Here is a 13,184-nt window from a genome sequence, read left to right as displayed (position 1 = left end):
CCGCATTCCTACTTTCTTCTATAAAGTCCTGCTCTGCCAATAAGTCGAAACATCCCGCGAGAAAAGGTGTTGACAAATAGGGGGAGCGGGATTAAAGTGTGAATCATGATGATACTGATAATCATTATCAATAAAGTCAACACCATTATCATACAACGAAAGTAGGGGAAATCAAGTGAACAAAATGTTAATTCCGGTTATTGCCTTGTTAATTCTTGTGCTAAGTGCCTGCGGCAGCAATGGCGCGAACGACAGCGGCAGCACGGCATCCAACACGGATTCGTCCAATGCGTCCGCTGCTGAAGAAGCTGCCGGCACGATTACGTACCAGTCCCAGAGCGGCCCTGTCGAAGTTCCGGCCAACCCGCAGCGCGTCATCGTCCTTTCGTCTTATGCGGGCGATGTCATGTCGCTTGGCGTTAATCTGGTCGGCGTGGACGCCTGGTCCAAGATGAACCCGCGCTTCCAAGATAAGCTGAAGAACGTTGCGGAAGTGACGGATGAGAATCTGGAGCGAATTTTGGAGCTGAAGCCTGACTTGATCATCGGTCTAGACAATGTGAAGAACGTAGATAAGCTGAAAGAAATTGCTCCGACGGTCGTCTATACGTACGGCAAAGTAGACTACCTGACCCAGCACCTTGAAATCGGCAAGCTGCTCAATAAGGAGAAGGAAGCGCAAGCATGGATCGACGATTTCAAGCAGCGCGCGGCGAAGGCGGGCGAGGAGATCAAGGCGAAGATCGGCGCGGACAAAACGATTTCGGTTATCGAAACCTTCGACAAGCAGCTGTACGTCTTCGGCGACCATTGGGGCCGCGGCACGGAAATTCTGTACCAAGCGATGGGGCTGGCAATGCCGGCGAAGGTGAAGGAAATGACGGACAAAGACGGCTATTATGCGTTGTCCTCCGAAGTGCTTCCGGATTACATGGGCGATTACGTCGTGTTCAGCAAGAACGCCGATGCGGACAATTCGTTCCAGAATACCGATACGTACAAAAACACCAATGCGGTGAAGAACAACCACGTCATCGAGGTGGACGCGAAGGAGTTCTATTTCAATGACGCGCTGACGCTGGACTTCCAGCTGGAGCAGCTGACGAAAGGCATTCTAGGCGGCGAATAAATCAGGAAAAGATGAGGTATCGATGAGAACTCAACGACAACAACGGCGCACCGCGGCCTTCATGCTCAAGCTAACCGCAGGCCTGATTGCGCTGGCGGGCATGTTTACGGCCGCGATGCTTCTTGGAGCGGCCGACGTGACGCTCCAAGATCTATGGCGGGTTCTGTTCACCCGCCAGTCCGGGGATACCGTCACGATGATCCGCGAAATCCGCTACCCGCGCGAGGTCGCAAGCATGCTCGTCGGTGCCGCGCTAGCCGTATCCGGCTCCATCATGCAGGGACTGACGCGCAACCCGCTCGCCGATCCTGGCTTGCTAGGGCTAACAGCCGGCGCCAGCGCTGCTCTTGCGTTGACGGTTTCTATTTTCCCGTCAGTGGGTTATTTTGCCATCATGGTCGCTTGCTTTATCGGGGCCGCCTGCGGGACGCTGTTCGTACTTGGCATTAGCGCGGTCAAGAAAGGGGGCTTGTCTCCGCTTCGGCTGGTTCTTGCCGGCTCCGCCGTTTCGGCCTTTCTGTATGCGGTGTCGGACGGCGCCGGCTTGTTGTTCAAAATCTCCAAAGATGTGACGATGTGGACGGCCGGCGGATTGGTAGGCACGACTTGGGGGCAGGTCGGGGCGATCGCGCCGTTCATTCTGGCCGGCATCGCCATCGCTGTTGCGCTGTCGAAGCAGCTGACGATCCTCAGCTTGAACGAAGAGGTGGCGGTGGGACTGGGCTTGCGGACGGTTTATATCAAAATCGTGCTATACGCCGTCATCACGCTTCTAGCCGGCGCCGCCGTCGCCTTGGTCGGCAATCTGGCCTTTATCGGCTTGATGATTCCCCATATCGTGCGAGCGATGTTCGGCACCGATTACCGCGCCGTTATTCCGATGGCAGCCATCTGGGGAGCGATTTTCATGCTGCTTGCGGATACGGTCGGACGCACGATCCACGCCCCTTACGAAACGCCAGTAGTGGCAATTATCGCGATGCTCGGATTGCCGTTCTTTCTGTTCATCGTACGGAAAGGAGTCAAGCTGCAATCATGATGGATGCTGCATTAGCGAGAAAACAGCGGGTCGTCGTCGCGGCGCTGCTGCTCCTGATTCTGGCCACGGTCGTCATCGGCATGAATCTTGGCTACGCTTCGCTGTCGTTTAGCCGATTGCTTCCGACTCTCTTCGGCCATGGCACGTTCAAGGAGCATTTCGTGCTGTTCGACATCCGGCTTCCGCGCATCATCGTCACGCTGCTCTCGGGCATGGCGCTGGCGCTGTCCGGCGCAATCCTGCAGGGGATCACGCGCAACGATCTTGCGGATCCGGGCGTCATCGGCATCAATTCCGGAGCCGGCTTCGCGATCGCGGTGTTCTTCTTGTACGTGCCGATCGAGGATCCGGGTTCGTTCGTGTACCTGCTCCCGTTGGTCGGGTTTGCAGGCGCTCTCCTTACCACGCTGCTTATTTACCTGTTCGCGTACAGCCGAAACGAGGGACTGCATCCCGTGAAGCTGGTGCTCGTCGGGGTCGGGTTTGCGATGGCGCTCTCCGGGGCGATGATCGTCGTCATCTCGTCGGCGGATCGGATGAAGGTCGATTTTATAGCAAAATGGCTCGCGGGCAACATCTGGGGAACGGATTGGCCATTCATTTGGGCGCTGCTGCCATGGCTGGCCGTTCTGATTCCATTCACGCTGTTGAAGGCTAACGCGCTTAATCTTCTGTCGCTGAGCGAAGCTTCCGCGATAGGGTCGGGGGTAGCGGTGAACCGGGAACGGATGGTCTTGCTGATCGCATCCGTCGCGATGGCAGCCGCCGCGGTTTCCGTTACCGGTGGCATTGCGTTTGTCGGGCTAATGGCACCTCACATCGCGAGGGCGCTGGTCGGAACTAGGGTTCAATTGTTCGTGCCGGTCTCCATCCTCATGGGAGGGTGGCTGCTGCTGCTGGCCGATACCATCGGCCGCAACATCGCAGGGCCGGAAGGCATCCCGGCGGGAATTATGATCGCGCTCATCGGCGGGCCGTATTTTGTGTACCTGCTGCTGAAGAAATAAAAAGACCGGCGGAGCATCCGAAAATGGAGGCTCAGGCCGGTTTTGTCCAGATGTACAAGCCCGGTCAAAAAGCATATAATGAAGCCAACATTATCCATAAGGCGGTGCAAACGAATGAGCGCGGCATAAAAAACTGCCAAAGCTGCGGCATGCCGATCGCGAAAGGCGATAAGAACGGAACGGAAGCGAACGGGACGAAGAGCATGAAGTACTGCATCCACTGCTACGCAGACGGCAAGTTCACGCTGCCGGATATAACGGCGGAAGGCATGAAGGAGCGGGTGCGGGAGAAGCTCGTCAGCATGGGGTTTCCGAGATTCATGACCGGCCTGTTCACTCGGGGCATTCATAAGCTGGAGCGCTGGAAGAGCTGACGGCAAACGCGCATCGAAACTTGAGGCAGGCCTAGCAGGCTTGCCTTTTATTGTGGACGGGCGTTTTTGCAAGTGATCCGGATGAAGTGGTATGGTGTAAGTAGCACTGCTAGGAGGAAGATCATGGCGAAGGACTCACGAAAAAACAAACAGCTTGCCAATATATCGCTCGGCATCATGGCGGCCGGCTTCGCGGCAACGCTTCCGTTTCGCGAAGGCGGACTCAGCTTGCTGCATGCCGGCTTCGAAGCGGGCGTCATCGGCGGTCTCGCGGATTGGTTTGCCGTCACGGCGCTGTTCCGCCACCCGCTCGGCATCCCGATTCCGCATACGGCGCTGCTGCCGCGCAACCGCAATAAGATGTCGGACGGCATCGTGCGCGTCCTAGAGGAGCGGCTGCTCGCGAAGGAGAGCATGCTCGAGAAGCTGCGGCAGCTCGACTTGGCGCAGCAGCTGCTGCCGGCGATCAGGCAGGGGCTGCATGCGGCGGTTCACAGCGAGCGCTTGCCGCATGTGCTCGAAGGCGCGCTGCGGAGCGTGCCGGCAGAGAAGGCGGTGCCGCTGCTTTCCGGCGAAATCCGCTCCGCGGTGGAGCGGATCGATCTGGAAGCGGCGCTGCGCGGCTTCCTGCGGAATGCGAAGGAGAACGGCACGGACGATCGGCTGCTTGATTTGCTGCTTGAACGCGCTGAAGTATGGGTAAGTACGGAAGGTATGCGCCGAGAGCTCGGCAATGCGGTGATGAAGCTTGTGCAGGGGATGAATTTGGGCGGCCTCATGCAGTTTGCGGTCAACGCGTTTATCGGTTATTTGGATGAAGACCGCGTGGGTACGATGCTGCAGTCTTTCGCGCTCATGAAGGTTCGCGAGCTCAAGATCCACCATAATGAGCAGCGCGTTGCCATCAAGAAGCATCTGCTTGAGGGGCTCGAGACGGTCATCTCGCAATTGTCCGAAACCGGTCAGCTGCTTGCGATGCGCGACGAGCTGTTAGCCTCCTTTGACTTGGACGGCGAGCTGACGCGGCTGCTCGAGACTTGGCGGGAGAAGGGCATCGGGTTTGCCCATTCGGAGGATTTTGCTGCCAAAGCATGGCCGTTGATCGAGCGTCTGCTGGATCGGTTGGAGGAGAACGAAGGGCTGATTCGCGGCGCGGAGCATTGGCTTAAGGAACAAGTGGCCGGACTCATCGAACGCAACCATGTGAAGATCGGCTCATTCGTGAAGGAGAACCTCGACCGGCTGGACAATGACCAGCTCGTAGAGCTGATCGAAGATAAGGTCGGGCAGGATTTGCAGTGGATTCGCGTCAACGGCGCGCTGTGCGGCTTCCTGATCGGCCTGCTGCTGAGATCCGTCGAAATGATCACCGGTTATAGTTGATCTATCCGCCTGCAGCTGCGTTTTTCCTGAACCTAATCGCGCATAATTATGTAAAACGGCGAATTAGTGAGGTAGAACGAGGCTGCTTGCGATCTGCTCGGTTGTAAGCGTTATTTTGAGACTGCTTGGCGGGAAATAAGAACGAGACCGTTTGCGGTCTATCTTTACAAACCGCATGTGCAGGCGTAACATACGAGTCATGTTTCATCGTTATCACGCTGAATTTCTATTCTGGAAATCGGGGGAACCAATCAACTGGGGTGAATCTCGCAGCAGTGCCGTACAGACGGCGGCTTCGAGTAGGGCGACTCTTACGCCCGAATCCGTCAGCTAACCTCGTAAGCGTAATAAGAGAGGCAACGATTGTTCGTGCATATAGACACTTGATGATAATTTGTGCCTAGAAGCCGCGAAAGGCGTTCCTCTGTTCCTAGAGGCAATCCTTTTGCAGGCTTCTTTTTTGTGCGGCTTGAAGCATAAGTTTGCTATTAATATGTAAGTTTATAGGTGTAGGAAGGAAGGCGAAGTTGTTATGGCTGGTTACCGCCGCAGAACCCCGGAGGAATTGCTCTTATCCATCTCCAAAATCCATCGCGGCCGTCTGAAAATTTATGTTGGCGCAGTCAGCGGCTCAGGCAAAACCTATCACATGCTTCTCGAAGGCCACGCGCTAAAGCAGCAGGGGATCGAGGTCGTCGTCTGCGCGGTTTCGACGAAGCGCCGGCCGGAGACGGTCGAGCAGCTTGAAGGTTTGGAACGGATCCCGAGCATTCATTGGCATAAGGGCGACGTGGAGAAGAAGGATTTGAATCTGGACGCGATCCTTGAGCGGAACCCGGAGGTGGTGCTCGTAGACGGGCTGGCGCATGAGAACCGCCCTGATGCGAAGTTTCCGACGAGGCTCGAAGATATCCAGTTTCTGCTGAGCAACGGAATCAGCGTCATTACAACGGTTAACGTTTACGAGCTTGAAGGCGTGACCGAGCTCGCGCAGAAGCTGACGGGCATCGAGGCGGAATGTACCGTATCCGCGGATTTGCTGGAGCTTGCCGATGAGGTTCAGCTCATTGACGTGTCGCCTGAGACGATTTTGACCCGCCTGAACGAGGGTCGGCTTCGCAATATTCAAGACCCCGCGCTTCTCAAACGCGGCAACCTAGGCAAGCTTAGAGAGCTTTCGCTGCGGCTCATGGCCGAGGGTGTCAACGAGTCGCTGGAGAAATACCGCGAGGAGCAGGGCTTCTTCGGTCCATCCGGTGCGGGGGAGCGCATTCTTGTGGCGGCGCAGTACCACTGGAACGCCTCGATCTACATCCGACGCGGCCAGCAAATCGCCAAGCGGCTCGGCGGCGACCTGCAGGTTGTCGTTTTTGCGGATACCAGCCAGGAGCCGACGAAGGAGCGGGATGATTTTAAAAAGTCCATTCTGCAGCTGACCGAGAAAGTGGACGCCGGATTCCGTGAAATCGCGGTTAATAGCAGAAGGCAGGTTCCGAGCGCGCTCATTAAATATGCCATGCTAATCAATGCGACCCGCATCGTTATGGGCCATTCTAAGCAAACGCGGGAGCAGGAATTTTGGCAGGGCTCCATCGCGGGCAGCGTGCTGAAGCATATGCGCAACATCGACGTCTTCTTCATGGCTGACCGCGCGGCGAATGAAGGCGAGCGGGTGCTGCCGACGATGCGCAAGTCGTCGTCGAAGCAGACTTCCGAGCCTTACCGCCGGCTAAGCACGCAAGAGGTCGAGAAGAAGATCGAGCGCATCCGAAGGGGCAAGTTCAAGGTCTACGTCGGTGCAGCGCCTGGAGCCGGAAAGTCGTATATGATGCTGCGCGAGGGCAACGACTTGCTGCGCAGGAACATTGACGTCGTCATCGGCCTAATGGAAACGCACGACCGCGCCGAAACGCTGGTTCAGGCTGGCAAACTTGAACTCGTGCCGCGGCTAACGATTGATCAAGATGGGACGCTGTATTCCGAGATGGATGTCGCCGCCATTATCGCGCGGAATCCTGAGGTCGTGCTGATCGATGAGCTGGCCCACGCGAATGCGCCGGGCAGCCGCAATAAGCAGCGCTATGAGGATGTGCAGGAGATTCTGAACGCAGGCATATCCGTCATCGCGACGATGAACGTGCACCATCTGGAAAGCTTGAAGGATGCCGTGGAGCAAATTACGGGCACGGCTGTGGAAGAAACCGTTCCCGATTCGATTCTCAGGCTCGCCGATGAAGTCGAGCTCATCGATGTGTCGCCGGACACGCTGCGGCAGCGGATACAGGAGGGCCACATTTATAAACCGGAGGACGTGGAGGGCGCGCTTTGCGGCTTCTTCAAAACGGGCAACCTGATCGCGCTGCGCGAGCTCGCGCTGCGGGAAATCGCCGACGATGTCGATGAGCGGCTGGAGTCCTGGGAGCGCAACGGTTCGCTTCGCGGCCCGGCGCGGCGCCATGAATCGATTTTCGTCGCGGTTACGCTGAGCGAGCGGGCGGAGCGGCTCATTCGGCGCGGCTTCCGCATCGCGCACAGACTGAAGGCGGATTGGCATGTTCATTATGTGCAAACGGAGGTTGGGCCGAACGAGGAGCAGCGGATCGAGGAGCTTAAGGAGCTGACGGCCCGTCTCGGCGGCACGTTCGAGGTGGAACGCGTATCCTCGCACAGCGCCGTTCCGGATGCTTTGTTGGCAAAAGCGAATGCGCTCAAGAGTACGCAGATCATTCTCGGCCAATCCGGCCGCGGGTTCTGGAGCAAGCTGAGGAATAAACCGGTAGTCGATACGATTTTGAGGGAAGGACGACACATGGATGTGCTCGTCGTCGCGGATTTTAATCCAAACATTGCTCTTGGAGACGAATAGAATCGCGGCATTGAGGTTATCATTTATACACTAACTTGGATAAACATATAAATATGGTAATATGTGAGAATAGCTGACAATTTAAAAATTTAAATTGAAACGCCCCTCGATTCTTGGTAGAATCTTTTCTGTGCTAAAGAAACTAATAGGGGGTACTAGAATTGAAAAAGTGGTATTTTATTGCTATTCTTACTCTTGTCGCTGCGGTTGTTCTCTCCGGCTGCGGAGCGAAAAACTCGAATAATGCAGGTAGTGAGGCCGGCAACAGCAGCGAAGATGTGACATATATGTTTGCAACAGATGCGGCCTACGCTCCTATGGAATACATGGACAAGGACAACATCACTGGCTTTGACATCGAATTTCTTGATCTTGTCATGCAAGAGGCAGGTCTGAAACACGAAGTGAAGCACACGGGCTGGGACGGCATGCTTGAAGGCGTGAAGCAAGCCAATGAATTCCAAGCCGGCATTTCCAGCATTTCGATCACTGATGAACGTAAGCAAACTTACGATTACTCGATGCCTTATTTCGAATCCATCAACGTCATTATGGTGAAGGAAGGCAGTGACATCAAGAGCGCGCTTGATTTGAAAGGCAAGAAGGTTGCCGTTCAAAGCGGCACGACGGCCGATATTCTCATGACGGGCATTATGGGCGAAGGAAATACCGATCTGAAAAAATTCGACAACAACGCCGTTGCTTTGCTTGAGCTTGATCAAGGCGGCGCGGATGCGGTTGTAGCGGATATCGCAATCGTTCGCGATTATATCAAGAAGAACCCGGACAAGAAATACGTCGAAGTTTCGGATACAACGAACTTCACTCCCGAGTACTACGGCATCCTGTACCCTAAAGGCAGCGACCTGAAGGCGAAATTGGACCCGGCAATCAAAGCTGTAATCGAGAATGGCAAGTATGCGGAATTGTACAAGAAATGGTTCGGTGAGGAGCCAAATACGGCGAATCTGCTGAACGCGAAGTAAGAGGCGCCAAGGGCATGCGCAACTGCGCATGCCTTTTTGTTAGTTTGGGTGCGAGCAGGTGAGTCCGTTCGCCGCCCATCATTCGGTTATAGACAACGAAAGGGCGAATTCGAATGGATTTCAGATTTGATATTATTTGGGACTACGCGCCTCTTCTGCTTAAGGGGACGCTGTATACGATCGCCATTTCGATCTCGAGTATCCTGCTGGGCTCGATTCTCGGACTTGGCGTAAGCTTTGGCAAAATGTCCTCGCGCCGGTTTCTTCGCTGGCCGATGCAGTCGTACGTGAACTTCTTCCGCGGAACGCCTCTCCTCGTGCAGATCTATATCGTGCACTTCGGACTCATTCCGCTCCTTTACGGTAAGACAAACGCGTTGATCGCGGCCATTACCGCTCTATCTTTGAATGCAGCAGCCTACACGGCTGAAATTTATAGAGCCGGCATTCAGTCGATCGACAAAGGCCAGATGGAAGCGGCCAAATCGCTCGGCATGACCCATGCCCAAGCGATGCGCTTCGTCATCCTGCCGCAGGCGATCAGACGGATGATTCCGGCGTTCGGCAACGAATTTATCGTGCTTGTGAAGGACTCCTCTCTGGTTGCGCTCATTACCGCGCCTGAGATCATGTACTGGAGCAACGCGATGAAAGCACAGTACATCCGCGTATGGGAGCCATACTTAGCGGCTGCGTTTATCTATTTCGTTCTTACGTACTTCTTGAGCAAGCTTCTGGCTGCTGTGGAAAGGAAGGTGTAAGGCACATGAAGCCTATTATTGAAGTAACGGAACTATCGAAAGCATACGGCGACAATGTCGTGCTCAAAAATATTTCGGTCGACATCGACAGCAAAGAAGTCGTCGTCGTCATCGGTCCGTCCGGGTCCGGCAAATCGACGTTTCTTCGCTGCCTGAACTTGCTTGAGGAGCCGACGGGCGGCAACATTGCCATTGAAGGCAAGTCGCTCATGGACAAGAGTACGAGCATCACCAAGATCCGCACCGAAGTCGGCATGGTATTCCAGCAGTTCAATCTGTTTCCGCATCTGAAGGTGCTCGACAATATTACGCTCGGACCGATCCAGATCCGCAAATGGCCAGCGCAAAAGGCGAAAAGCAAAGCGATGGAGCTGCTCGATAAGGTCGGTCTTGCCGACAAAGCGAACGCCTTCCCGGCATCGCTGTCCGGCGGCCAATCGCAGCGCGTCGCGATCGCGCGCGCACTCGCGATGGAGCCGAAAATCATGCTCTTCGACGAGCCGACATCGGCGCTCGACCCCGAGATGGTCGGCGAGGTGCTAGCCGTCATGAAGGAGCTTGCCAAGGAAGGGATGACGATGGTCGTCGTCACCCACGAAATGGGCTTCGCCCGCGAGGTCGGCGACCGCGTCATCTTCATGGAGCAGGGCTATATCGTGGAGCAGGGCACGCCGGAGCAAATCTTCGAGCGGCCGCAGCAGGAACGGACGAAGGCGTTCTTGTCGAAGGTGCTTTAATAAAGAAAGCCAAACAGCCAGTGATGGATCACCGTCAGCTGGCTGTTTTCGTTGTTTAACGAAATGTATAGTGCCACAGTATAAATAGAAAGCCTAGCCGCACCTTTTCGGGGTGACGGCTAGGCTTTGAGGGGTTCATTAGAATGCCCAGTTTCCGTTGTGGAAGATCATTTCCTTCGTGCCGTCGGCGCGTTCGCCTTCGATGTTCAGTTCGGCGGAGCCGATCATGAAATCGACGTGGACGAGGCTGTTATTCAGACCGGCTGCGATTTGCTCCTCTTCGTTCATCGTTTTGCCGCCTTCGATACAGAATGCGTACGCTTTGCCGATAGCCAGGTGACAGGACGCGTTCTCGTCGAACAGCGTGTTATAGAACACGAGGTTCGTATCGGAGATCGGGGAACGGTGCGGAACGAGCGCGACTTCGCCGAGATACGCGGCGCCTTCGTCCGTGTCGACGAGGTTTTTGAGTACCTCGAGCCCTTCCTCGGCTTGAACGTCGATGATCTTGCCGTCCTTGAACGTGAGGGAGAAGTCCTTGATCAGGTTGCCTCCGTAGCTGAGCGGCTTCGTGCTGGATACCGTGCCGTTCACGCCGCCTTTCAGCGGTGCGGTGAACACTTCCTCCGTCGGCATGTTCGCGACGAAAATATCGCCCTTAGCATTCTCGCTGCCTGCGCTGATCCAGATATGGCCTGGTGCCAGCTCAAGCGTGAGATCGGTGCCCGGACCGGTATAGTGCAGCTTGCGGAATTTCTTTTCGTTCAGGTGGGACGCTTTCGCGTCAAGCACCTCGATATGCTTTTTCCACGCTGCGACCGGGTCTTCTTCATTCATGCGGGTTGCCGCGAAGATGGCATCCCATAGCGTGTCCTCTTGGCGGTCCGGCTCGACATCCGGGAATACTTTGGCCGCCCAAGCCTGCGACGGTACAGCGACGATGGACCAGCTGACCTTGTCCGACATGGTGTAGGTTCTCCAAGTTTTCAGGGCGATGCCTGCCGCCTTGTTCGCGTTCGCGATCCGCTCCGGCTTGATGCCTTTCAGCAAATCCGGATTCGGGGCGATGATGCTGAGGAACGCTGCGTTGTTCGCGGCCATGTCCTCCCAGCCCCTCGCGCGCCACGCCGGATATTCCGTAAAGGCTTCGTCTGGAGCAAGCTCGTACTTGGTACGGGTAATCGTATCATCGTTCCATTCGACGTGCACGTTCTTTGCGCCTGCTTCGTAGGCTTTCTTCACGACTAGACGCACGAAAGGCGCGCAGGAAATCGACGTAGTGATCACTAGGGTTTGACCGGGCTGCACATTCACGCCGACTTCAACTGCCAGAGCGGCATAGCGCTCAAGTTTTTCTTGGAAACTTGGCAATGGGTTCACTCCTATTGGACAGAATAGATTTATTTTACCATACTTTCGCTTCATTTCTCTAAAGGTGAACTTGAAACGATCCTAAAAGGTTGCAGGTGCCCGCTTTGAAGGGTGTATACTAGTAGAGACTAAGGAGGAACGACATGACACCATTCACGCAGCGCGTTATCTCGGTCATTGCGGGCATTCCGCCGGGAACCGTCATGACCTACGGCCAGATTGCCGCTCAAGCCGGAAGTCCGCGAGGGGCCAGGCAGGTGGTAAGGATCCTGCACTCCATGAGCGGGAAGCATGGGCTGCCTTGGCACCGAGTCATTAACGGCAAGGGCGAAATTGCGATCGGGCAGGATGAAGGCCGCTTCCTGCAGCGGGCTTTGCTCGAGGAGGAAGGCGTTTACGTCAGTCCCGCAGGCATTATCAATCTAGAGCAATACAGGTTCGAGCCATATGAGCCGAACGATTAAAGGAATAGAAAGAAGGATTCAGCTTGCCAAGACTCATTTATGCCGCACTTCTGCTGTTAAGTCTCATTTGGGGCGGTTCGTTTTACTTCATTAAAGTTTTGCTGCATGACTTCGGTCCGTGGTCCATCGCGTTTCTGCGGTCTTTCTGCGGTCTGGTCGTAGTGCTGCTTATCATGCTCATTTTCAAAAAACCATTCGGCTTCCGCGCCATCCCGTGGCCGGCCATGTTTATCATGGCGATGATTAATACTGCCTTTCCATGGACGCTGATCGGCTTCAGCGAACAGCATTTGACGAGCAGCATGGCTTCGATCTTGAATGCGACAACACCCGTGTGGACGATCATTGTCGGCATCCTATTCTTTAAGGGCAAGTCGCATGGCATGCAGTGGCTCGGCATCGGCATCGCAACGATTGGCCTGCTGATTCTGCTTGGCATCCGGCCGGGCGTTTTGCTCTCCATCGACGGCATCGGCTTGCTCGGCATGATGATAGCCACATTTTGCTATGCGGTGGGTTCGCAATTATCCAAGCAGCTGTCGCTTCGTGGCTGTACCATGTACCAGATTACATACGGCACGCTGCTGAGCAGCACCGTCTTTAGCGGGACTCTCGCATTCACTACGGAATCCGTTACTTGGCCTCATTTGACATCCATGAGCAACATCCCTAATATCATCGGACTCGGGATGCTCGGTTCGGGCATTGCCTATATTTTGTTCTACTATATGGTCGAGAAGGGAAGCGCCGAATTCGCTTCGATGGTCACCTATTTGGTGCCTTCGACGGCGCTCGTCTGGGGAGCGCTTCTTCTGAACGAACCGATCAAGTGGAACATGCTCGCCGGACTCGCCATCATTCTGTTCGGCGTCTTCCTGGCAGGCCGTAAGCCAAGAAGGGCCGTTGCGCTTAAGCCGCAGGGGGCTCCTTCAAGATAGAACAATATCAACCCGCCTAAGGGGCTGGTATCATGCTCCCGAGCGGGTTTGTTTATCTCCAGGCAGGGAAAATCCATTTTACGGCAAATTAGTAATAAGCATGCCCTGAATACGGCATAACTTGCATCG

General features: G+C 55.2%; 12 protein-coding genes and 1 riboswitch. Of the genes, 11 read left to right on the top strand and 1 reads right to left on the bottom strand.

Annotation, left to right across the window (positions count from 1 at the left end; all coding sequences use genetic code 11):
• Positions 1-175: 175 nt before the first annotated feature.
• From DL346_RS21425 to DL346_RS21385, 9 genes are all read left to right on the top strand, one after another.
• A complete protein-coding gene (locus tag DL346_RS21425) occupies positions 176-1,129 on the top strand; it encodes an iron-hydroxamate ABC transporter substrate-binding protein (RefSeq protein WP_112884409.1) in 954 nt (317 codons plus the stop codon).
• Between the two features lie 22 nt (positions 1,130-1,151).
• Positions 1,152-2,168, top strand: coding sequence for a FecCD family ABC transporter permease (locus DL346_RS21420; RefSeq protein ID WP_112884408.1), 1,017 nt, complete (start codon positions 1,152-1,154; stop codon positions 2,166-2,168).
• Complete coding sequence (locus tag DL346_RS21415; protein WP_112884407.1) at positions 2,165-3,175, top strand: FecCD family ABC transporter permease; 1,011 nt, start codon at positions 2,165-2,167, stop codon at positions 3,173-3,175. Before DL346_RS21420 ends, DL346_RS21415 begins: the two co-directional genes overlap by 4 nt.
• 23 nt (positions 3,176-3,198) lie before the next feature.
• A complete protein-coding gene (locus DL346_RS29585) occupies positions 3,199-3,549 on the top strand; it encodes a zinc ribbon domain-containing protein (RefSeq protein WP_240633343.1) in 351 nt (116 codons plus the stop codon).
• 123 nt (positions 3,550-3,672) lie between these two features.
• Entirely contained in the window at positions 3,673-4,932 is a 1,260-nt protein-coding gene (locus tag DL346_RS21405; protein WP_165822614.1) for a DUF445 domain-containing protein, read from the top strand.
• A 206-nt stretch (positions 4,933-5,138) separates the two neighbouring features.
• A riboswitch (cyclic di-AMP (ydaO/yuaA leader) is annotated at positions 5,139-5,293 on the top strand.
• Between the two features lie 171 nt (positions 5,294-5,464).
• Positions 5,465-7,798 (top strand): histidine kinase, encoded by a 2,334-nt coding sequence (locus DL346_RS21400; protein ID WP_112884405.1) that lies wholly within the window; start codon positions 5,465-5,467, stop codon positions 7,796-7,798.
• Between the two features lie 161 nt (positions 7,799-7,959).
• Complete coding sequence (locus tag DL346_RS21395) at positions 7,960-8,784, top strand: basic amino acid ABC transporter substrate-binding protein (protein ID WP_240633342.1); 825 nt, start codon at positions 7,960-7,962, stop codon at positions 8,782-8,784.
• Between the two features lie 113 nt (positions 8,785-8,897).
• On the top strand, positions 8,898-9,545 hold the full coding sequence (locus tag DL346_RS21390) for an amino acid ABC transporter permease (protein ID WP_112884404.1): 648 nt from the start codon (positions 8,898-8,900) through the stop codon (positions 9,543-9,545).
• Between the two features lie 14 nt (positions 9,546-9,559).
• Positions 9,560-10,282: an amino acid ABC transporter ATP-binding protein gene (locus tag DL346_RS21385; RefSeq protein ID WP_112884658.1), complete on the top strand. Its 723-nt coding sequence runs from the start codon at positions 9,560-9,562 to the stop codon at positions 10,280-10,282.
• A gap of 138 nt (positions 10,283-10,420) precedes the next feature.
• On the opposite strand, the gene DL346_RS21380 is transcribed toward DL346_RS21385, so the two are convergent.
• Positions 10,421-11,653 carry an aminopeptidase gene (locus DL346_RS21380; RefSeq protein WP_112884403.1) on the bottom strand — a complete coding sequence of 411 codons (1,233 nt, stop codon included), beginning with the start codon at positions 11,651-11,653 and terminating at the stop codon, positions 10,421-10,423.
• A 143-nt stretch (positions 11,654-11,796) separates the two neighbouring features.
• Here DL346_RS21380 and DL346_RS21375 point away from each other — a divergent pair, with 143 nt between their 5' ends.
• Together DL346_RS21375 and DL346_RS21370 are read left to right on the top strand one after the other, a co-directional pair.
• Positions 11,797-12,117 (top strand): MGMT family protein, encoded by a 321-nt coding sequence (locus tag DL346_RS21375; protein WP_112884402.1) that lies wholly within the window; start codon positions 11,797-11,799, stop codon positions 12,115-12,117.
• Positions 12,118-12,140: 23 nt separating this feature from the next.
• Positions 12,141-13,055 (top strand): DMT family transporter, encoded by a 915-nt coding sequence (locus DL346_RS21370; protein WP_112884401.1) that lies wholly within the window; start codon positions 12,141-12,143, stop codon positions 13,053-13,055.
• Positions 13,056-13,184: the final 129 nt, after the last annotated feature.

The sequence above is a fragment of the Paenibacillus montanisoli genome (assembly GCF_003268025.1).
Lineage (GTDB): Bacteria > Bacillota > Bacilli > Paenibacillales > Paenibacillaceae > Paenibacillus_Z > Paenibacillus_Z montanisoli.
The sequence above is the reverse complement of the archived record's forward strand: the minus strand, read 5'-3'. Positions and strand labels throughout refer to the sequence as shown.

What these genes read in the sequence shown, in the direction of transcription:
- DL346_RS21420 (WP_112884408.1), top strand. Translation starts at nt 1,152, where the DNA reads ATGAGAACTCAACGACAACAACGGCGCACCGCGGCCTTCATGCTCAAG.
- DL346_RS21415 (WP_112884407.1), top strand. Translation starts at nt 2,165, where the DNA reads ATGATGGATGCTGCATTAGCGAGAAAACAGCGGGTCGTCGTCGCGGCG.
- DL346_RS29585 (WP_240633343.1), top strand. Translation starts at nt 3,199, where the DNA reads ATGGAGGCTCAGGCCGGTTTTGTCCAGATGTACAAGCCCGGTCAAAAA.
- DL346_RS21405 (WP_165822614.1), top strand. Translation starts at nt 3,673, where the DNA reads ATGGCGAAGGACTCACGAAAAAACAAACAGCTTGCCAATATATCGCTC.
- DL346_RS21400 (WP_112884405.1), top strand. Translation starts at nt 5,465, where the DNA reads ATGGCTGGTTACCGCCGCAGAACCCCGGAGGAATTGCTCTTATCCATC.
- DL346_RS21390 (WP_112884404.1), top strand. Translation starts at nt 8,898, where the DNA reads ATGGATTTCAGATTTGATATTATTTGGGACTACGCGCCTCTTCTGCTT.
- DL346_RS21375 (WP_112884402.1), top strand. Translation starts at nt 11,797, where the DNA reads ATGACACCATTCACGCAGCGCGTTATCTCGGTCATTGCGGGCATTCCG.